The sequence below is a fragment of the Tamlana flava genome, assembly GCF_041287255.1.
GTDB classification, from domain to species: Bacteria; Bacteroidota; Bacteroidia; order Flavobacteriales; family Flavobacteriaceae; genus Tamlana; species Tamlana flava.
In genome coordinates this window covers 671,492-691,683 of record NZ_JBGGTX010000002.1, presented here as the reverse complement: position 1 = coordinate 691,683, position 20,192 = coordinate 671,492, and the positions used below count along the sequence as shown (strand labels likewise).

The window sequence follows — 20,192 nt, the reverse complement described above, 5'->3', positions numbered from 1 at the left end:
TTCAGAATAATTTTAAACTATTCAAAAACAATCCCTTGAATAGCTTTTATTAATCATTCGTCAAAATGAATTATGTTAGAATATCTTATAAAATTCAGCTTAAAAAATAAGCTAGTTATATTACTTTTTATAGCCACGGTTATTGGCTTCGGGATTTTTTCCCTGACCCAAATTCCCATTGGTGCCGTACCCGATATTACCAATAATCAGGTGCAGGTCATTACAACTTCCAGAAATTTGTCCACCCAAGATGTGGAGCAGTTTATTACCTATCCTGTTGAGTTGGAAATGGCCAATTTACCGGGTGTTGAAGAAATACGTTCGGTTTCAAAATTTGGTCTTTCAGTGGTAACCATTGTTTTTGAGGACAGATTGGGAACTTATCTTCCGAGGCAAATCATTGCTGAAAAAATAAAATCGGCCACTGAAAAAATACCCGAGGGTTTTGGTTCTCCAGAAATGGGCCCCATAACAACAGGTTTGGGAGAAATTTACCAATACATTTTAGATGTAAAACCTGAATTTAATAACCGTTATTCAGCCACCGAATTACGTACCATTCAAGATTGGATTGTAAAACGTCAGCTTTCGGGGATTCCTGGGGTTGTGGAAGTTAATACTTGGGGCGGTTATTTAAAACAATATGAGGTTTCCATCAATCCACAAAAATTGAAGGCCATGAACATCAGTTACATGGATATTTTTGACGCTTTGGAAAAAAACAATAGTGTTGCTGGTGGCGGTTACATCGAGAAAACCAACAAAGCCTTTTTTATTCGCGGCGAAGGTTTAGTAAGCTCGCTTAGCGACATCGAAAATATTGTCATAAAAAATGAAGGCATTCCTATTTACATAAAAGACGTAGCCAATGTTGGTTTTGGAAGTGCCACACGTTTTGGTGCCATAACTGGAAATGGTGAAGGCGAAAAAGTACTTGGTCAGGTGATGATGCTAAAGGACGGTAACTCAAAACAAGTTATAGGCGCCGTAAAGGAACGCGTAGCTTCCATACAAAACTCATTACCCGAAGGTGTTTATATTAACGGGTTTTTAGAACGTAGTGAACTGATTGGCAAAACAACATTTACTGTTGCCGAAAATTTAATTTTGGGTTCGCTCATCGTGATTTTTGTAGTCGTTTTACTCCTAGGAAATTTAAGGTCTGGACTTGTTGTAGCTTCGGTTATTCCGTTGAGTTTGTTGTTTGCCATTTCATTAATGAACATTTTTGGTATTGATGCCAATTTGATGAGTTTGGGCGCTATTGATTTCGGGATTATCATAGACGGTGCCGTTATCATTGTAGAGTTTATTGCCTTTCGAATAACGTCGCAAAGTGAAAAAATAGGCGCACTTTCAAAGTCTGAACGACAAGAAACCGTTGATGTCATAACCCAAAAAAGTGCTTCCAAAATGATGAATTCGGCCATATTTGGACAGCTCATTATTCTTATTGTATTCATCCCAATATTATCCTTAAGTAGTGTTGAGGGCAAGATGTTTAAACCCATGGCGCTTACCTTCAGCTTTGCGCTCATTGGTGCCATGATTTTCTGTTTGACATACGTCCCTGTTATCTCATCCATGTTTTTAAAACCTAGTAAACAAACCGATAAAAACATATCGGTTAGCCTCATGAAGTTTTTAAACAAACTATATAAACCATCAATTCATTGGGCCTTGGAACACAAAAAAATTGTGGTTTCGCTCGCTGGTACTTTGTTGGCTACAAGCATCTGGATTTTCATAAGTATGGGTGGTGAGTTTGTGCCTACTTTAGATGAAGGCGACTTCGTGATTCAACCGGTTTTAAAAACAGGAACGTCATTAGGAAAAACCATTGAAATCACTACAAAAATTGAAAAAACACTTCTAGAAAATTTTCCTGAAGTTGACCAAGTGGTGAGTAGAATTGGCGCAGCCGAAGTACCCACAGACCCCATGAGTATGGAAGAGAGTGATGTGATTATCAAGCTAAAACCAAAAGATGAATGGGTATCGGCAGAAAGTAAAGATGAATTGGCCGATAAGTTTAAGGAAGCACTTACCGCTATTCCAGGTATGGAAGTGGAGTTTACCCAACCCATTGAAATGCGTTTTAACGAGCTTATTACAGGTGTTCGAGCCGATGTTGCCATTAAAATTTTTGGTGAAGATTTATCGGTTTTGGCAAATAAAGCAGATGAAATTAAATCACTCATCCAGAATGTGGAAGGAGCCTCCGATATTGTTATTGAAAAAGTTGAAGGCTTACCACAAATGAGTGTAACCTACAACAGAAGTAAAATTGCACGCTATGGTTTAAACATTTCAGATATCAACCAAATTATTTCTATGGGATTTGCAGGTGAAACTGTTGGCAATGTATTTGAAGGTGAAAAACGTTTTGATATGGTGGTGCGTTTGGATAAAAACAATAGAACAAACATTGAAAACTTACAAAATTTATATATTGATACACCCAGCGGCACAAAAATTCCATTGAGTGAATTGGCCGAAATCAAATATACCACAGGTCCTGCAAAAATTTCGAGGGACGATACCAAAAGACGAATTGTTGTGGGTATTAATGTTAGAAATAGAGACTTACAATCGGTTGTAGATGATGTTAGAAATATCATTGACAGCCAAGTAAAACTACCTGTTGGTTATAGCATTACATATGGTGGGCAATTTGAAAACCTACAAAGTGCCAAAGCTCGATTAATGATAGCCGTACCGATTGCCTTGGTACTTATATTCATTTTATTGCACTTTGCATTTGGCTCCATAAAAGAAGCTGCTATGGTATATTCTGCTATTCCACTTTCAGCAGTGGGTGGCGTATTATTGCTATGTCTTAGAGGAATGCCGTTTAGCATTTCTGCTGGTGTTGGCTTTATCGCCCTATTTGGTATCGCGGTACTAAATGGGATTGTGTTAATTGAGCATTTTAAAGAGCTAAAAGAAGCAGGAATAACAAATATTGAAGAACGCATAAAGCGTGGAACTGCTGAACGTTTACGCCCCGTTTTATTAACAGCTGCCGCTGCGGCTTTAGGTTTTCTTCCTATGGCTATTTCTACCAATGCAGGTGCCGAAGTGCAACGTCCATTAGCAACGGTAGTTATCGGCGGATTGGTTACAGCCACCATTTTAACACTCATTGTTTTACCTGTTTTATACGCTTGGTTTGAAGAAAAAACAGAATTAAAAATGAACAAAAAAATAACGGCATCAGTAATTATCATTTTGTTATCGTTACAAATGCAAGCTCAAGATGAACTGCTTACCGTTGACGATGCAATAAACTTAGCGATTGAAAATAATGCGGGTTTAAAATCTTCATCTTTAAAAACAGACGAATCTAAAGCCTTAATTGGCAGTGCTTTTAGCTTCGATAAAACATCGGTTTATTATAGCTATGACGAAAATAATCTTGCTATTAACAACGAACCTTTAAAGGTTTTTGGAGTGTCTCAGGATTTTAAATTCCCAACGGTTTATTTCGCTGATAAAAAAGTGAACAAAGCCAAATTCAACCTTCAACAAACCCATCATAATGTAGCTTTAGAAGCCTTGAAACGAGATGTTAGTTCAGCCTATACAAATTTGGTTTATGCAAAAAGTAAGGCAAAAACCTATATGGTTTTAGATAGTTTATATCGACAATTTGAGAAGGCATCTCAACGCCGATTTGAATTGGGAGAAACGAATTATCTGGAAATGATAAGTGCCAAATCAAAAAAAAAACAGCTCGAGATGCTTTTTAAACAAGCGCAGCAAGATGTTGTTTTAGCAAGGGAACAATTGAAAAAATTAGTGCAAACGGATTCCTTTTCAGTGGCAGATAAAACCCTTAAAAAATTACCTTTAAAAACCATTTCGGTTGAAAACAACGTTGGCCTTTCGGTTTATGATAACTCCAGCTTGTATTACAAAGCTCTAAATCAAAAAGAAAAACAAAACCTCTTGCCCGATTTAAGTGCTGAATATTTTCAAGGAACAAACAGCACTTTAAACACTAATATTAAAGGCTATCAATTTGGTTTAAAAATTCCGTTATTCTTCAGCGGAAATGCTTCAAAAATTAAGGCTACTAAATTGGCTCAAGAAGCTTCGGAAGCCGAAAAACAAGATTATAAAATCAAGTTAAATGCCGAATATCAATCGTTAATGGCAAAACTTCAACAGTACGAAGAAGCCATTAATTATTACGAAACTCAAGGAAAAACGCTTTCAGAAGAAATTATAAAAACTGCCGAACGCAGCTTTAAGGAAGGTGAAATCGATTTCTTTCAGTACATACAAAGCATGGAGACGGCAACCGAAACTAAGTTGACTTATTTTGAAAATCTTAACGCATATAACCAAACTATAATCGCCATAAACCATTTAATTTTATAACAATGAAACGCATATATATCCTTTTATTCTCGCTTGCTTTAACCGCTTGCGGAAAATCAGAAAAAAGTAATGAAACCTCTTCCGCTAAAGCTATTAATTCTAACGAAATTGTAGTATCGCAATCGCAATTTGATAGCGAAAAAATGCAATTGGGCAAGTTAGAACAGCATACCTTTAATACGAGCATCAAAACCACAGGAACTATTGATGTACCACCAAAAAACAAAGCCGTAATTAGCACGTTTATGGGCGGTTATATTACTAAAACACCTCTTTTAGTAGGCGACAAAGTCAAAAAAGGTCAAATTTTGGTATCGCTAGAAAACCCTGAATTTATTGAGTTGCAACAACAATACTTAGAAGTTGCCGAACAGCTTAATTATTTGAAATCAGAATTTAACAGGCAAAAAACCCTTTTTGATGAAAACATTACATCGAAAAAAAATTTTTTAAAATCAGAGAGCACTTATAAAAGTAGTTTGGCACATTACAATGGCTTGCGAAAAAAAATGACCATGTTAAACATTAACCCCACATCGGTTGAGCAAGGAAATTTAACTTCAACCATAAATTTGTATTCGCCTATTGAGGGTTTTATTACCAAGGTAAACATAAACAACGGCATGCCCGTTTCACCTGCCGATGTGATTATGGAAATTGTTGATACCGACCATATTCATTTAGAACTTTCGGTTTTTGAGAAAGATATTTTACATATTAAAAAAGACCAAAAAATCTTGTTTAAAATTCCAGAAGCATCCGATAAAACATTTGAAGCAGAAGTACATTTGGTTGGCACTACAATTGACGAAACTACTAGAACCGTAAAAGTTCATGGGCATATTTTAAACGAATCTGATGCCAATTTTATAGTAGGCATGTTTGTAGAGGCAAATATTTTAACAGAAACCTTTACTGCTCATGCATTGCCAAAAAATGCTATTCTTCGGGGTGAAGAAGGTAATTTTGTACTAGCTTTCAAGGAACAGAAAGCGAACAATTACTATTTTGAAAAAATAAAATTGGAGCTTGGGGAAAAAGCTGAAACGCATGCAGTTGTTTTAAATGCAAAAGATTTAGAAAACAAAGAAATTCTTATAGACGGAGCATTTATGTTAGACGGCGATAATGAATAGTCTTAAGGACATAAACTTTATAAAACCATGACATCAAGCTTTTCAAAAACTGAAATTATAGTTTTTACAGCATCAACATAAAAGTCCGGATGGATGTTTTCAAAATCATCGGTAGGTTCGTGGTAATCTTTGTGATCTGGCACCCCGAAATACAGAAAGGGAATGTGCTTTTTGTAAAAATTGGCATGATCTGAAGAATAAGTCCAATTATTCTTCCAATCACCATCTTCATGCCCTATTTTCAGTTTAATCTTACCTGAACCTTTCGTATTTAAAATTATCTTTTTAAGAAATTGATGATGTTTCGTTCCCACAGCAAAAAGTTCGTTTTCATCGCTCCTACTAATCATATCCATGTTCAAATTTACTTTGATTTGATTTAATTTGATTTTGAGATTATTCAAAAAATACTTTGAACCATTCAGCCCCAATTCTTCGGCATCAAAAGCTGCAAGTATTATTGAATGTTTTGGAGGATACGATTTAAAATACTCAGCAAAACTAAATAGTGCACTCACTCCTGAAGCGTTGTCATCTGCTCCATTATAAATCATTCCTTTTTTTACGCCTTCATGATCATAATGCGCAGTGATGACGATGTAGCTTTCAGGAAACTCAGTTCCTTGAATAACACCCAATATATTGGCACCGGAATACCGCTTATTCTCATTAGTAAATGAAAAAGACCGCTCATACTCATTGTAAAATGGCGAAACACCTAAAGCATAAAATTGATTGACAATATAGCTTCTTGCCTTAATCGCCCCATTGCTTCCTGTTCGTCTACCTTTAAAAGCATCAGACGACAGCGCTTGAATGTGTTTTAAAAGTTGTACTTTACTGAATAGTGAATCTTTTTTTACATTAATTGACTCAATTGTTTGGGTATGAGCATTAGCACTTGACAAAAAAAAGTAAATTATTAGAAGATATATAGTTCTGCTCATCCGTTTTTTTAATAGAATCCAAAGCTATAAAAAAACCCAAGCAAATGCTTGGGTTCGTGTTTTTTTCGATGAAATACCCAAGTATTAAGAAATTGCCGCTTTCATCAATTCTCTATTCATTCGAGCAATATTTTCCAAAGAAATCCCTTTAGGGCATTCAATCTCACAAGCTCCAGTATTGGTACAGTTACCAAATCCTTCCAAATCCATTTGAGCTACCATGTTCTTAACACGGTCGGCAGCTTCAACTTGCCCCTGTGGCAACAACGCATACTGCGAAACTTTTGCTCCAACAAAAAGCATAGCGCTTGAGTTTTTACACGTTGCAACGCATGCACCACAACCAATACAGGTTGCTGCATCCATAGCCTCATCTGCTGCATGCTTTGAAATTGGAATAGAATTGGCATCTTGAGTGTTACCCGATGTATTTACCGAAATGTAACCCCCTGCCTGTTGAATACGCTCAAAAGCAGATCTATCCACAACCAAGTCCTTAATTACAGGAAATGCCCTTGCTCGAAACGGTTCAATGGTAATTGTATCTCCATCCTTAAACATGCGCATATGCAACTGGCAAGTTGTAACACCTCTGTCTGGACCATGGGCTTCACCATTTATATACATGGAACACATACCACAAATACCTTCACGACAGTCATGATCAAACGCCACGGGCTCTTCACCTTGTCCAATTAGTTGTTCGTTCAAAACATCCATCATTTCTAAAAAAGACATATGCTCTGAAATATCCGTGACTTTATAATCGACCATTTGTCCCTTTGCATTTGAGTCTTTCTGTCTCCAAATTTTAAGTGTTAAATTCATAATGTCAATCTTATTTATATGAACGTTGTTTTAGTTCAATATCTTTAAATTCTAATTCTTCTTTGTGCAGAACGGCATCGGCGGGCTCACCTTTATATTCCCAAGCTGCAACAAAAGCAAAATTTTTGTCATCACGTTTTGCCTCCCCTTTTTGTGGCCCAGACTCCTCGGCTGATTCTTCCCTAAAGTGTCCTCCACAAGATTCTTTTCTATTTAGTGCATCCTTGGCAAACAACTCTCCTAACTCTAAGAAGTCAGCAACTCGACCTGCTTTTTCAAGCTCTGCATTCATTTCATCTGCGCCCCCAGGAACCGAAACCTCTTTCCAAAACTCTTCCCGAATTGCTTTAATTTCAACCATGGCTTCTTTTAAACCTTTTTCATTTCGAGACATACCGCACTTATCCCACATGACTTTACCAAGTTTCTTATGAAAGTAATCAACAGACTTTGTTCCCTTATTATTTACAAAGAAATCTATTCTATCCTTTACCTCTTTTTCGGCTTCGTCAAATTCTTTAGTATCCGTTGGAATTTTACCTGTTCTAATATCTCCAGATAAATAGTCTCCAATAGTATATGGCAATACAAAATATCCGTCTGCCAAACCTTGCATTAAAGCCGAAGCACCAAGCCTGTTAGCTCCATGGTCTGAGAAATTAGCTTCACCAATACAGTACAGCCCTTGAACTGTAGTCATTAAATTATAATCAACCCAAATACCACCCATTGTGTAATGTACCGCAGGGTAAATCATCATTGGGGTTTTATACGGATTTTGATCTACAATTTTCTCATACATCTGGAATAAGTTTCCGTATTTAGCTTCAACTATTTTTTCTCCCAATTCGATTATTTTCTCTTTTGAAGGATTAGAAATGTTATGAATTTTAGCCTGCTCTTTCCCATAACGTTCTATGGCTGATGCAAAATCTAAATAAACCGCTTCACCAGTGGCATTTACACCGTAACCAGCATCGCAGCGCTCCTTCGCCGCACGTGATGCTACATCGCGAGGCACCAAGTTACCAAAAGCTGGATATCTTCTTTCTAAATAGTAGTCTCTATCTTCTTCAGGGATTTGTGTTGGTTTTAATTTTTTCTCCCTAATGGCCAGCACATCTTCCATTTTCTTTGGTACCCAAATACGCCCGTCATTACGAAGCGATTCAGACATCAAAGTCAACTTAGACTGATAATCACCAGAACGCGGAATACAAGTTGGGTGAATTTGCGTATAACAAGGGTTAGCAAAATATGCTCCTTTTTTATGGATTTTCCAGGCTGCCGTTACATTACTTCCCATGGCGTTAGTTGAGAGGAAATAAACATTTCCATAACCGCCGGATGCAATAACAACTGCATGGGCAGAATGACGTTCAATTTCTCCTGTAACGAGGTTACGGGCAATGATACCTCTAGCCTTTCCATCAACAATAACAACATCCAGCATTTCATGACGATTGAACATTTCAATTTTACCACGTGCTATTTGACGATTCATCGCTGAATATGCCCCCAATAACAATTGTTGCCCCGTTTGTCCTTTAGCATAAAATGTACGAGATACTAAAACACCCCCAAATGAGCGGTTGTCCAAAAGCCCTCCATAATCTCTGGCAAAGGGAACACCTTGCGCCACACATTGGTCGATGATGTTTGCGGAAACCTCAGCCAAACGATATACGTTTGCCTCGCGTGAACGATAATCGCCACCTTTTACTGTGTCGTAAAATAATCTATATGTTGAATCGCCATCACCTTGGTAGTTTTTTGCAGCATTAATTCCACCTTGAGCTGCAATGGAGTGAGCACGGCGTGGTGAATCTTGGTATGCAAAAGCTTTTACATTATAACCTAATTCTGCCAAGGTTGCTGAGGCAGAACCACCAGCCAAACCAGTCCCAACAACAATAACATCGATATGACGTTTGTTGGCTGGATTTACAAGGTTGATTTTATCTTTATATGTTGTCCATTTATCTTTTATTGGACCTTTTGGTACTTTTGAATCTAAAGCCATTTTTATTTCAGATTAATGGTTAAAATGGTGAACTAACGCAATGATTATAAATCCTAATGGAATTATAATTGAATAAGCCTTACCTAAACTTTTCAATGTTTTTTTCTGACTTGCTGAAGAACCCATTGATTGGAATGCCGAGGTAAATCCGTGAGCTAAATGAAGCCCCAAAAGCACAAAGGCTAAGACATAAGCAGCAACTCGCCAAGCCGGTGAAAATTTATGGTGCAATTCTTCATAATATCTAAAACTTTCAGTCCCTTTTATCAATCCAGACATATCACCTTGCATGTATTTTACGTTCAGCTCAGGAATCCAAAAATCAATAAAATGAAGTACAAGAAAGGCTAAAATTACAAGCCCACTGTAAATCATGTTTCGACTCATCCAGGTTGAATTGGCAGCACCATTATTCTTGGCATAATCAACACCTTGGGCTTTTTTGTTTTTTATTTCCAAAACAAAACCCACAACAAAATGAAATACAACACCAAAGATTAAAACGGGCTGCAAAGCCAATTGCACCAATGGATTTGTCCCCATAAAATGGGACAGTTCATTAAACAAATCCTCACTAAAAATTGAAGTCATGTTTACTGCTAAATGAATAATTAAGAAAAACATAAGGAAGAATGCAGAAAGCGCCATGGCCACTTTTCTCCCTATCGAAGATTTAAAAAATCCGCTCATTTTTGTAAAGTTAGTTATAATATGCAAATGTAGGTTAGCAACCTGTTTTAGACAAGCCAAGCACTGTTAGTTTTCATTATTTAGAATGGTTTTAAAGTAGGCTTTTGTTTCAAAAAAAAGCACACTTAAAGTATGCTTTTTTTATAGCTAGCCAATTTTTATTCAATCAATATTTTCTTACTCACCATGGCATTTCCAGAAAAAACATTTATAAAATAAATGCCTTTTGAAATAGTGCTTAAATCAATTGCCTTGGTTCTTGGTGCATTTTCCAAATCTAAACTTAAGATGGCTCTCCCTGCAACATCAAACAACATTACTTTGTCCAAATTAAAAGCCGACCCGTTTTCAATATACAATATGCTTTCAACAGGGTTTGGATAAACACTAATTTCATTGGCCAAAGCTTCTTCATAGGCAACACTTAACGAACAACTTCCTGAATAATCTGTCATCATAGTTTGCCCGCACATTTGCGTTGTGGTACTAAAATTTTGGATGATTCCAGCTGCCGCAGCATTGTCACTATTCAAAAGCCTAATATCTTCACCATTAGTAATTGAAAAATGCATGACATCCCCTGTATCATCAATAACATGGCCAAGTTGATGCCCATGTCCCAATTCATGTAAGGTTACAGTTTCAAAATCGTAATCTGAACCTGTAGTTGGGTCTGGTCCATAATTCCACGACGTATCATTATCAAAAATAACATCCAACTCGGTAACCAAATCCCGAGTGTCACCACATGAGCCCGTTGTTGTTCTACATTGTCCAAGCACTCCGTCTTCCAGTGGATTTGTTGCATCGTCAAAGGCTATAACGTTCGTATCATCTATAACGCCTTCTTTGATGGTTGTTGGTGAGCCTAAAACCCAATTTATCTTAGTTTCACAGCGCCAGGTTTCCATAGCTCTTAAAAAAGATTCTTTTGCTGCTGTATTGGCATCAAACTCCGTATGCATTTGCCAAGTCATTCCCGTGCCTTGCGTTCCGAAATGCTGAGGTAAAACCACTTCACCATCCATATCGTTATCGTAATTAAGCAACGCATAAGAAACGACTAAAACTTCGGTTGACACAATTGACGCATCGACATTATCAGTCACTCTAATGTTTCCCGTACCAGCTTCAGTGGGCACCTCTACAACAATTTCATCATCGGTCCAATACAAAATTTGAGAACTTAATGCCTCAACATAACTGGCCCCACCGTCATCAGCGTTTTTGAATTCCACTTTCCCTGGATTAGCGCCAAAACCAGAACCTGATATAGTTATAGCGTCTTCATTACCTGCAGTAATGGTTAAAGGTGCTAGACCAGTAATGGCTGGTGCCAATGCACTACTACTTTTTGTTGCTAATAGCGCTGACTTCGCAGAAACGTCAAATGAAACTAACTCTTTATAAGGCTCTTTTGTAATAGCCGTGATTTGATTGTACAAATTATTGGAAATGTTTTTACTCTTCTTAAAAGGGTTAGTAGCCGTGTTGTTCAACAAATCATATTTGTAAAATCCTTGTAAAGAACTATAAGCCTTGTATTTCTTCAAACTGGATTTGGCCTGTAAGTCTAAATCAATATTGTTATCATAAAGTGTAAAAACACCGGTATCATTTACATTCAATTTCAAACTAGGGGTTACCATTTGCGCAACAGACCCTATGGCCCCTCCTGGTGTAACAACCTCTATTTGTAAATTAGATTTTCCCTTAAAAGTCTTGTAAACTTCAACAGTGTTTATAGTCAAAATCCTATTCCGCACAGCGTTCCAAACAGATTTTTTTTTAACAACTTTTCCCTCAACGACCAAGCTTGATTTATTAATTTGTCTTTCCAAAGACACTTCTCTCAGGACACCTTGAGCACAAACAGTATTTTCAACCAAAACGCATAAAGCAAACACCACAAATAATTTTAATAGCACTTTCCCTTTCATGAATTAATGGACTTTGCATTAGAAGATTATCAAATATAATGAAATATGCTTAAGATTTGTTTAATTTTGCTTTAATAAATTATGGAATAACACAAAAAGAAGATTTTTCGATGAAGTACAAACCTATAGATAAATTGCTTTTCGTAAAAAACAGAAAAAAGTTCATAGCGCACATGCAATCCAATAGTTTGGCGATTTTTAATTCAAATGACATCTACCCTATTAGTGCTGACAGCACAATGCCCTTTGAACAGCACCGTGATATTTTTTATTTAAGTGGTGTTGACCAAGAAGAAAGCGTGTTGGTTTTGTTTCCGGATTGCCCAAAAGAAAAACACAGGGAAATATTGTTTCTAAAAGAAACGAACAAGCATATTGCTATTTGGGAAGGGGAAAAATTAACCAAAGAAAAAGCATTTGAAACCAGTGGAATCAAAACAGTTTATTGGCTGCAAGATATGGAGAAAGTTCTCTTTGAGATAATGACCCAATGCGATACTGTTTACATCAACACCAATGAGCATTACAGGGCAAATGTAGAAGTTGAAACTCGCGAAGCCAGGTTCACAAAATGGTTAAAAGAAAAATATCCGGCACACCGCGTGGGGAAGAGCAATCCAATTTTGCAACGCTTGCGCTCAGTAAAAGAGGATATTGAAATTGAACTTATGCAAAAAGCATGCGACATCACCGAAAAAGGATTCCGTCGTGTTTTAAGCTTCGTAAAGCCGGATGTTTGGGAATATGAAATAGAGGCTGAGTTTGTGCACGAGTTTTTGCGAAATCGCTCAAAAGGGTTTGCCTATACACCAATAATAGCCTCAGGAAATAATGCCAACGTGTTACACTATGTTGAAAATAACCAACAATGTAAAGCGGGAGACTTAATTTTATTTGACGTAGCTGCCGAATACGGCAACTACTCAAGTGATTTAAGCCGAACCATCCCAGTATCTGGCAAATATTCCGAAAGGCAAAAAGCGGTTTACAACGCCGTATTAAGAGTGAAAAATAAAGCCACAAAAATGCTGGTTCCTGGAACCCTTTGGGCCGACTATCATGTGGAAGTTGGGAAAATTATGACCAGCGAACTTTTAGGCTTGGGACTTTTGGATAAAGCCGATTTAAAAAACGAAAACCCGGATTGGCCAGCATATAAAAAATACTTTATGCACGGCACATCACACCATATTGGTCTGGACACCCATGACTATGGCATTTTAACTGAACCCATACAAGCCAACATGGTTTTCACCGTTGAACCAGGAATTTATATTCCTGAGGAAGGTTTTGGTATAAGGCTGGAAGACGATGTTGTTATTCAAAAATCGGGAGAGCCATATAACCTGATGCGAAACATACCCATTGAAGTAGAAGAAATTGAAGATATCATGAATTCATAGAAACAAAAAAAGGGTCGTTTAAAACGACCCTTTTCGCTATCAATACTAATATTGTAATTTATAGAGTGACTAATTCAAATAAATAATCGTTTAGTTTTTGTAGCGTATTAATTTTATCTTTTGTGTCTATCAATAATGATATATTGTTTTTGCTTCCACCATAAGAAATCATCCTAATTTTTACGTCCTGTAAAATTTGAAATAATTTGTAAGTATCTTGATGGTTCACAACCGAGTGGCCGACCAAACAAACAATGCTTTGGTTTTTATCAACCTCTATAGTTGCTATTTTCTCAAGTTCGAGTAAAATATCATTTAAATTTCTATCGTCATCAATTGTTAATGAAACAGCCACCTCCGAAGTCGTAATCATATCGATAGACGTTTTATGGACCTCAAAAATTTCAAAAACCTTCTTCAAGAAACCATGAGCTTGCAACATACGAGCCGACTTTATTTTAATAGCCGTAATACCATCTTTTGCAGCAATAGCCTTGATGCCATTTTCTGTAGTCTCACTTGAAATCAAAGTGCCATGGGCATCTGGATTCATCGTATTTTTTAATCGTACAGGTATATGGTCCTCTCTTACAGGAGTAACAGTTTGTGGGTGCAATATTTTTGCTCCAAAATATGCTAACTCAGCCGCCTCATCAAATGACAGATTTGAAATAGGTTTTGTGTTTTCAACATATCTTGGGTCGTTGTTGTGCATCCCATCAATATCTGTCCAAATCTGTACTTCCTCAGCTTTTATTGCAGCACCAATAATGGTCGCTGTATAATCGCTACCACCGCGTTGCAGGTTTGAAATCTCGTCTTGGTCATCCAAGCAAATGAAACCCTGCGTAATGTATATTTCTGAATCCTCAGTATTATTAAAAACAACCTGAAACTTTTCTTTAATTGAGTCCAAATCTGGTTCCTTAAAAGCATCAATCCTCATGAAATCCAATGCCGGCAACAACGCAGAACTGATACCTTCTTGTTTCAAAAAACTATTGAACATGTAGGTCGAAAGCAGTTCGCCTTGGGCAACAATTTGGTTTTCCAACTTTTGTGAAAACGGTTTATAAGTGCTTTCCACCAACAAGTCAAAAACATTTGAAACATAAGCTTTTACATCTTTGCTAAGATAGGCTTCGCTGAGTAAGTTATCTATGGTTGCAAAATAACTTTCGTGTAATTTATTTATTTTCTCAATCGCTTCATTAGGGTTTCCGTTATTGATATCTTGGGCTATGGCAACAAGCTGGTTTGTTGTACCAGACATAGCCGACAGCACAACAATCTTCTTTTCACCATCATTAATGATGTTCTTAACATTGTTCATGTTTTTAACAGACCCTACCGATGTTCCACCAAACTTTAATACTTTCATGTGAAATGTTATTGATTTTCTTAACGGCACATATAACATCTATTTAATCTTTCACAAAATGACCAAAACTTGGTCATAGATGTTTCATTTCCATTAATTTGAGCAACAAAAGTATTATTCATTTTTATAATGACTATGTTTATTAAAAAAAATGTTTATTTTTACACAAAATGTTAAATAATTAACATATAACGATCAGAAAATGAAAACCGTATCGAATTGTGTTGAAGATATTTTGATTGCCCAGCCCTATCTGGAAGAGGCATTGTCTAGAAACATTATAAACTTTAGCGCATTGGCTATTGAGCTTACTGAGCCCATAGGTAAAATGCTTAAAAAGGATGTAAAACCCGGGGCCATAATGATGGCTTTGCGGCGTTACAACCCACCGGTGGCTTTATCCAATTCCATTAAAATGAAAAAGGTTATCCAAAATTTGGGAGATATAACGGTGCGCTCTAATCTAACGGATTTTACAGTAAAAAATTCTGAAACCATAATAGACAATCATGCGAAAATTTTAGAACGGATTAACCAAGAATCCAAACTGTTTTACACCTTTACACGAGGCATACATGAAAGTAACATTATTGTTTCCAGCAGCATTAATGACTTTATTAAAGAAGCCTTGAGTAACGAAAAACTTTTGGCCATGCAAGATGGTTTATCTGCCATTAGCATCAACCTACCCCAAGACAACTCTAAAATTGCTGGTTTGTATTACCATTTCTTTAAGCGTTTGGCGTGGGAAGGCGTTGTGCTATATGAGGTTCTTTCTACAACAAACGAATTCACCATTTTAGTTGAAGATGAGTTTGTTGACAAAGCATTTACTGCCATAAAAAAGGTGAAATCTTAGTTTTTTAGTTGGATGATTTTATCTTTGTGGCAGATAAATCACCCATGGTTTTAGAATATAAAGGCACCAACATTTTTTACACCGATCAAGGCAAAGGTCAAGCCATAGTTTTACTGCACGGCTTTTTAGAAAACTCGTCTATGTGGGAACCTTTCATCCCAACATTCACTAAAAAAAATAGAGTCATTTGCATTGATTTATTGGGTCATGGGAAAACCGGATGCTTAGGTTATGTGCACACCATGGAACTCATGGCCGAGGCAGTAGAAGCCGTTCTTAAAAAATTAAAATTAAGGCGCTCCATTCTTATTGGTCATTCTATGGGCGGTTACGTTTCCCTGGCTTTTGCCGAGAGAAACCCCGATGCGGTAAAAGGATTATGCCTTATGAATTCCACAGCCCGAGCTGACACTCCGGAAAAAAAATTGAGCAGGGACCGAGCAATTTTAGCCGTAAAGCATAACCATAAAACGTTTATCCTCATGGCCATAACAAACCTTTTTAGGCCTAAAAACAGAACTTTATTTTCAAAAGAAATTAAAGAGGTTATTCGAGAGGCTCAAAAAACTCCACTGCAAGGAATTATAGCTGCTTTGGAAGGCATGAAAATTAGGGATGACAGAGAGGCTCTGCTTCACTTTTCTCCCTTCAAAAAAATGCTCATTGTAAGTAAAAAAGACCCTGCTTTGGATTACGACTCACTTATTGCCCAAACAAAAAATACTCAAGTTGAAGTAGTGGAATTTCCGGATGGGCACATGAGTCAAATTGAAAATAAAGATGAATTCTCACATAAAATAATGTATTTCATCGAAAATATTTAGTATTTTATCGATTATTTCATTTTATTTTTTAAATTTAAAGTCCCTAAACACTAAAATCATGAAAAATTCTACTTCTAAACCTACTTTAATTCCTAGAATGTATTGCAATCTTTTTGGCCATGATTATCAAGTTACTAAGAAAGTAACCTACCATGTTAAGGAGTATACATGCAGACATTGCAAAAAGGAACTGACTACCAACAGCAATGGCAAATTAATAGAGCTTACTCCTAAATTTAGGGAAATCAATTCCATTTTAGAACGCATATACCATTCCAGAACCGAACGTTTAAAGAATAAATCGCTCGTTTCATCGATTTACTAACCGCTTATTAACAATTTTACATCACTTTTTAATACTTTCAAGCCCACTCTCAAAAACGTAATTATTAGTGTGTAAAACATGAGAAGCATCCACTGCAAAGTATTTGGACATGACATCAAGGAAACCAAACGAGTAACCTATCATGTTAGAGAATATAAATGTAAAAATTGTAATAAAGAATTTACTACAAACAGCAACGGTCGATTAACCGAACTTACTCCAAAATTTAAAGAAATAAACGAGGTTTTAGAACGCGTCCACAACAAACGTCTTTTAATGGCAATCAACAAACAAACCACGTTCAAGCAAGACTATCTGCTAGTCTTTAGTCATTAAAATTTTTCCAACCTTGAGCCTTCAACGGAATTTTAGTTTCAGCTCTAGTTACTAAGTGCACACCTTCCGTGGCGCCCTTCATATAACCTATTACCGTCAAATTAGGATTAGCCTTTATTTTTGGGAAATCGGCTTGAGAAATGGTAAATAATAATTCGTAATCTTCTCCTCCATTTAATGCCACTGTTGTACTGTCTATATTAAACTCTTCGCAAGTTGAGATGACTTGCGGATCTAACGGAATTTTTTCCTCATACAAATCACAACCCACCTTGCTCTGCTTGCACAAATGCATAATTTCAGAGGACAGACCATCACTCACATCTATCATAGATGTTGGTTTCACCTTCAGGTCTTCAAGTAATTTTATGATATCTTTTCTCGCTTCAGGTTTCAACTGTCGCTCGATTATATAGGTATAAGGTTCTAAATCTGGTTGGTTTTGAGGATTAACTTTATATACTTCCTTTTCACGTTCTAAAACTTGCAAACCCATATAAGCCGCACCTAAATCTCCGCTAACAACCAATAAGTCATTTGGTTTTGCACCACTTCTATATGTTTCATTTTGAGAAACCACTTCACCAATGGCTGTTATAGAAATCAACATCCCACTAGTTGAGCTTGTGGTATCACCACCAACAACATCAACACTATAAATTGAGGCTGCCGTTTCAATACCGGCATACAGTTCTTCCAAGGCTTCTAATGGGAATCTATTGGAAACAGCAATTGAAACCGTCACTTGGGTGGCCTGAGCATTCATCGCATAAATATCTGATAAGTTAACTACAACCGCCTTGTAACCTAAATGTTTTAATGGCATATAAATTAAATCAAAATGGACACCCTCAACAAGCAAATCCGTTGTAACAACAACATTTTTGTTTTTAAAATTTAAAACGGCGGCATCATCTCCAACTCCTTTTAAAGTGGATTTTTGCTTAATTTTAAAATTTTTGGTCAAGTGGTCAATTAGTCCAAATTCCCCAATATCACTCAATTGCGTTCGTTGTTGGTTCTTATCTTCTATCATGTGACAAAAATAAGAAGCTAATTTTGTTTTTAACTCTTAATGAATAAAAAATAATCAGGGTATTTAAATGATCTTCCATTATAAAACTTCATTTAGCCAATGCCAATGACCGCTGTTATCTTCCACAAACAAAACTTCGCCAATGTATAAGAAAAAGCTATAAAACTATATGCTAATATAATGTTAGGAAATGCTGTAATCCATGACTTATATTGTATATTTGTACCCTATTTAGAAACTGTCTTAATAAAAATTATTTAGCCAGATGTCTAAAACTAATTAATGTAACATGATAAAAGTATCTGAAACAGCAAAAAAGAAAGTACTTGAGCTTATGGCCGATGATGGCTATAATGCTGCAACGGACTTTGTGCGCGTTGGTGTTAAAAGTGGTGGTTGTTCTGGGCTGTCTTACGATTTAAAGTTTGACAAAGAACAACAAGAAGGTGACAAAGTGTTTGAAGATAACGGCGTAAAAATTATTGTAGACAAAAAAAGCTTTTTATATTTAGTAGGCACTACTTTGGAATACTCTGGAGGATTAAACGGAACAGGTTTTGTATTCAACAATCCGAACGCCAACCGAACTTGTGGTTGTGGTGAAAGTTTCTCTTTATAAATAAAAATAATGAATAAATATACCGAAGACGATTTAAGGGAAGAACTTAAAACCAAGGAATATGAATATGGATTTTATACCGATATAGAATCTGACACATTTCCTGTGGGTTTGAATGAAGATATAGTTCGAGCTATTTCTGTTAAAAAAGAAGAACCTGAATGGATGACTGAATGGCGTTTGGAGTCATTTCGTGCTTGGCAAGAAATGATTGAGCCTGAATGGGCAAACATAACATACAAAAAACCAGATTTTCAGGCTATTTCCTACTATTCGGCACCAAACAAAAAACCAAAATACGATAGTTTGGATGAAGTAGATCCAGAATTATTGGCAACTTTCGAAAAACTGGGCATATCCCTTGATGAGCAAAAAAAGCTTGCTGGTGTTGCCATGGACGTGGTAGTAGATTCAGTTTCGGTAGCAACAACGTTTAAGAAAACGTTGGGTGAAAAGGGCATCATTTTCTGTTCCATCAGTGAAGCTATTAAAGAACACCCTGAACTTGTTAAAAAATATATAGGCACAGTAGTTCCTCAAAAGGATAATTTCTATGCGGCCTTAAATTCTGCTGTTTTTAGTGATGGTTCTTTTTGCTACATCCCAAAAGGCGTTAAATGCCCGATGGAACTGTCCACTTATTTCCGAATAAACCAAGCAGGTACAGGCCAATTTGAAAGAACGCTTGTGATTGCTGACGAAGGCAGCTACGTAAGCTATCTTGAAGGCTGTACCGCGCCAAGCAGAGATGAAAATCAGTTACACGCTGCAGTTGTAGAGCTGATTGCATTGGAAGACGCGGAAATTAAGTACAGTACCGTACAGAACTGGTTTCCAGGAAATGCTGAAGGAAAAGGCGGTGTTTACAATTTTGTGACCAAGCGTGGATTGTGCGAGAAAAACGCAAAAATTTCGTGGACACAAGTTGAAACAGGATCGGCCATTACTTGGAAATACCCAAGTTGTGTCTTGAAAGGCGATAATTCAGTTGGTGAATTTTATTCGATAGCCGTTACCAATAATTTTCAGCAGGCAGATACTGGAACAAAGATGATTCATTTGGGAAAAAACACCAAATCTACGATTATCTCCAAAGGAATTTCAGCAGGAAAATCACAAAACAGCTACCGCGGATTAGTTCAAATTAATTCTAGAGCTGACAATGCACGTAATTTTTCGCAATGCGATAGTTTATTGATGGGCAATGAATGTGGGGCTCACACCTTCCCATATATTGAGGCAAAAAATAAATCGGCGAAAATAGAACACGAGGCAACAACCAGTAAAATTGGTGAAGACCAAATTTTCTATTGCAACCAACGTGGTATAGATACCGAAAAAGCCATAGCCCTAATCGTAAACGGGTTTAGCAAAGAGGTGTTAAATAAACTCCCTATGGAGTTTGCCGTTGAAGCCCAAAAATTATTGGAAATAAGTTTAGAGGGAAGTGTTGGATAAA

General features: G+C 36.7%; 16 protein-coding genes. 9 read left to right on the top strand and 7 right to left on the bottom strand.

The window, feature by feature from the left end; translation table 11 throughout:
• Positions 1-72 precede the first annotated feature (72 nt).
• Both ACB104_RS07500 and ACB104_RS07495 read left to right on the top strand, forming a co-directional pair.
• Positions 73-4,386 carry a CusA/CzcA family heavy metal efflux RND transporter gene (locus ACB104_RS07500; protein WP_370477666.1) on the top strand — a complete coding sequence of 1,438 codons (4,314 nt, stop codon included), beginning with the start codon at positions 73-75 and terminating at the stop codon, positions 4,384-4,386.
• Positions 4,387-4,388: 2 nt separating this feature from the next.
• Positions 4,389-5,522, top strand: a complete 1,134-nt coding sequence (locus tag ACB104_RS07495) for an efflux RND transporter periplasmic adaptor subunit (protein ID WP_370477665.1) — start codon at positions 4,389-4,391, stop codon at positions 5,520-5,522.
• Between the two features lie 17 nt (positions 5,523-5,539).
• Here ACB104_RS07495 and ACB104_RS07490 read toward each other — a convergent pair whose 3' ends face one another.
• The 5 genes from ACB104_RS07490 to ACB104_RS07470 form a co-directional block, all read right to left on the bottom strand.
• A complete protein-coding gene (locus tag ACB104_RS07490) occupies positions 5,540-6,469 on the bottom strand; it encodes a M28 family peptidase (protein WP_370477664.1) in 930 nt (309 codons plus the stop codon).
• 84 nt (positions 6,470-6,553) lie between these two features.
• Entirely contained in the window at positions 6,554-7,297 is a 744-nt protein-coding gene (locus ACB104_RS07485) for a succinate dehydrogenase/fumarate reductase iron-sulfur subunit (protein ID WP_370477663.1), read from the bottom strand.
• Between the two features lie 10 nt (positions 7,298-7,307).
• Entirely contained in the window at positions 7,308-9,320 is a 2,013-nt protein-coding gene (locus ACB104_RS07480) for a fumarate reductase/succinate dehydrogenase flavoprotein subunit (RefSeq protein ID WP_370477662.1), read from the bottom strand.
• A gap of 12 nt (positions 9,321-9,332) precedes the next feature.
• Complete coding sequence (locus ACB104_RS07475) at positions 9,333-10,010, bottom strand: succinate dehydrogenase cytochrome b subunit (protein ID WP_370477661.1); 678 nt, start codon at positions 10,008-10,010, stop codon at positions 9,333-9,335.
• 158 nt (positions 10,011-10,168) lie between these two features.
• The gene (locus ACB104_RS07470; RefSeq protein ID WP_370477660.1) at positions 10,169-11,950 is read right to left on the bottom strand and encodes a T9SS type A sorting domain-containing protein; all 1,782 of its coding nucleotides are present in this window, start codon (positions 11,948-11,950) and stop codon (positions 10,169-10,171) included.
• A 110-nt stretch (positions 11,951-12,060) separates the two neighbouring features.
• On the opposite strand from ACB104_RS07470, the gene ACB104_RS07465 reads away from it, so the two are divergent.
• Positions 12,061-13,353 (top strand): aminopeptidase P family protein, encoded by a 1,293-nt coding sequence (locus ACB104_RS07465; protein ID WP_370477659.1) that lies wholly within the window; start codon positions 12,061-12,063, stop codon positions 13,351-13,353.
• Between the two features lie 58 nt (positions 13,354-13,411).
• Here ACB104_RS07465 and ACB104_RS07460 read toward each other — a convergent pair whose 3' ends face one another.
• Positions 13,412-14,734 carry an aspartate kinase gene (locus tag ACB104_RS07460; protein WP_370477658.1) on the bottom strand — a complete coding sequence of 441 codons (1,323 nt, stop codon included), beginning with the start codon at positions 14,732-14,734 and terminating at the stop codon, positions 13,412-13,414.
• 202 nt (positions 14,735-14,936) lie between these two features.
• Here ACB104_RS07460 and ACB104_RS07455 point away from each other — a divergent pair, with 202 nt between their 5' ends.
• The 4 genes from ACB104_RS07455 to ACB104_RS07440 all read left to right on the top strand — a co-directional run bounded on the left by ACB104_RS07455 (position 14,937) and on the right by ACB104_RS07440 (position 17,078).
• A complete protein-coding gene (locus ACB104_RS07455; RefSeq protein ID WP_370477657.1) occupies positions 14,937-15,593 on the top strand; it encodes a hypothetical protein in 657 nt (218 codons plus the stop codon).
• 44 nt (positions 15,594-15,637) lie between these two features.
• Positions 15,638-16,417 carry an alpha/beta fold hydrolase gene (locus ACB104_RS07450; RefSeq protein WP_370478070.1) on the top strand — a complete coding sequence of 260 codons (780 nt, stop codon included), beginning with the start codon at positions 15,638-15,640 and terminating at the stop codon, positions 16,415-16,417.
• 58 nt (positions 16,418-16,475) lie between these two features.
• A complete protein-coding gene (locus ACB104_RS07445) occupies positions 16,476-16,742 on the top strand; it encodes a DUF1660 family phage protein (protein ID WP_370477656.1) in 267 nt (88 codons plus the stop codon).
• 78 nt (positions 16,743-16,820) lie between these two features.
• Positions 16,821-17,078: a DUF1660 family phage protein gene (locus ACB104_RS07440; RefSeq protein ID WP_370477655.1), complete on the top strand. Its 258-nt coding sequence runs from the start codon at positions 16,821-16,823 to the stop codon at positions 17,076-17,078.
• Here ACB104_RS07440 and thiL read toward each other — a convergent pair.
• The gene (thiL, locus tag ACB104_RS07435) at positions 17,068-18,114 is read right to left on the bottom strand and encodes a thiamine-phosphate kinase (RefSeq protein WP_370477654.1); all 1,047 of its coding nucleotides are present in this window, start codon (positions 18,112-18,114) and stop codon (positions 17,068-17,070) included. The genes ACB104_RS07440 and thiL overlap by 11 nt on opposite strands.
• Before the next feature lie 289 nt (positions 18,115-18,403).
• Between thiL and ACB104_RS07430 the strand changes: the two genes are divergently transcribed.
• Positions 18,404-18,733: a HesB/IscA family protein gene (locus ACB104_RS07430; RefSeq protein WP_370477653.1), complete on the top strand. Its 330-nt coding sequence runs from the start codon at positions 18,404-18,406 to the stop codon at positions 18,731-18,733.
• A 9-nt stretch (positions 18,734-18,742) separates the two neighbouring features.
• Positions 18,743-20,191: a Fe-S cluster assembly protein SufB gene (gene sufB / locus ACB104_RS07425; protein ID WP_370477652.1), complete on the top strand. Its 1,449-nt coding sequence runs from the start codon at positions 18,743-18,745 to the stop codon at positions 20,189-20,191.
• Position 20,192 lies beyond the last annotated feature (1 nt).

Excerpts from the sequence above, each read along its gene's own strand:
- ACB104_RS07455 (WP_370477657.1), top strand. The coding sequence starts at position 14,937 with ATGAAAACCGTATCGAATTGTGTTGAAGATATTTTGATTGCCCAGCCC.
- ACB104_RS07495 (WP_370477665.1), top strand. The coding sequence starts at position 4,389 with ATGAAACGCATATATATCCTTTTATTCTCGCTTGCTTTAACCGCTTGC.
- ACB104_RS07465 (WP_370477659.1), top strand. The coding sequence starts at position 12,061 with ATGAAGTACAAACCTATAGATAAATTGCTTTTCGTAAAAAACAGAAAA.
- ACB104_RS07480 (WP_370477662.1), bottom strand. The coding sequence starts at position 9,320 with ATGGCTTTAGATTCAAAAGTACCAAAAGGTCCAATAAAAGATAAATGG.
- sufB (WP_370477652.1), top strand. The coding sequence starts at position 18,743 with ATGAATAAATATACCGAAGACGATTTAAGGGAAGAACTTAAAACCAAG.
- thiL (WP_370477654.1), bottom strand. The coding sequence starts at position 18,114 with ATGATAGAAGATAAGAACCAACAACGAACGCAATTGAGTGATATTGGG.
- ACB104_RS07470 (WP_370477660.1), bottom strand. The coding sequence starts at position 11,950 with ATGAAAGGGAAAGTGCTATTAAAATTATTTGTGGTGTTTGCTTTATGC.
- ACB104_RS07460 (WP_370477658.1), bottom strand. The coding sequence starts at position 14,734 with ATGAAAGTATTAAAGTTTGGTGGAACATCGGTAGGGTCTGTTAAAAAC.
- ACB104_RS07500 (WP_370477666.1), top strand. The coding sequence starts at position 73 with ATGTTAGAATATCTTATAAAATTCAGCTTAAAAAATAAGCTAGTTATA.
- ACB104_RS07475 (WP_370477661.1), bottom strand. The coding sequence starts at position 10,010 with ATGAGCGGATTTTTTAAATCTTCGATAGGGAGAAAAGTGGCCATGGCG.
- ACB104_RS07440 (WP_370477655.1), top strand. The coding sequence starts at position 16,821 with ATGAGAAGCATCCACTGCAAAGTATTTGGACATGACATCAAGGAAACC.
- ACB104_RS07445 (WP_370477656.1), top strand. The coding sequence starts at position 16,476 with ATGAAAAATTCTACTTCTAAACCTACTTTAATTCCTAGAATGTATTGC.
- ACB104_RS07430 (WP_370477653.1), top strand. The coding sequence starts at position 18,404 with ATGATAAAAGTATCTGAAACAGCAAAAAAGAAAGTACTTGAGCTTATG.
- ACB104_RS07490 (WP_370477664.1), bottom strand. The coding sequence starts at position 6,469 with ATGAGCAGAACTATATATCTTCTAATAATTTACTTTTTTTTGTCAAGT.
- ACB104_RS07450 (WP_370478070.1), top strand. The coding sequence starts at position 15,638 with ATGGTTTTAGAATATAAAGGCACCAACATTTTTTACACCGATCAAGGC.
- ACB104_RS07485 (WP_370477663.1), bottom strand. The coding sequence starts at position 7,297 with ATGAATTTAACACTTAAAATTTGGAGACAGAAAGACTCAAATGCAAAG.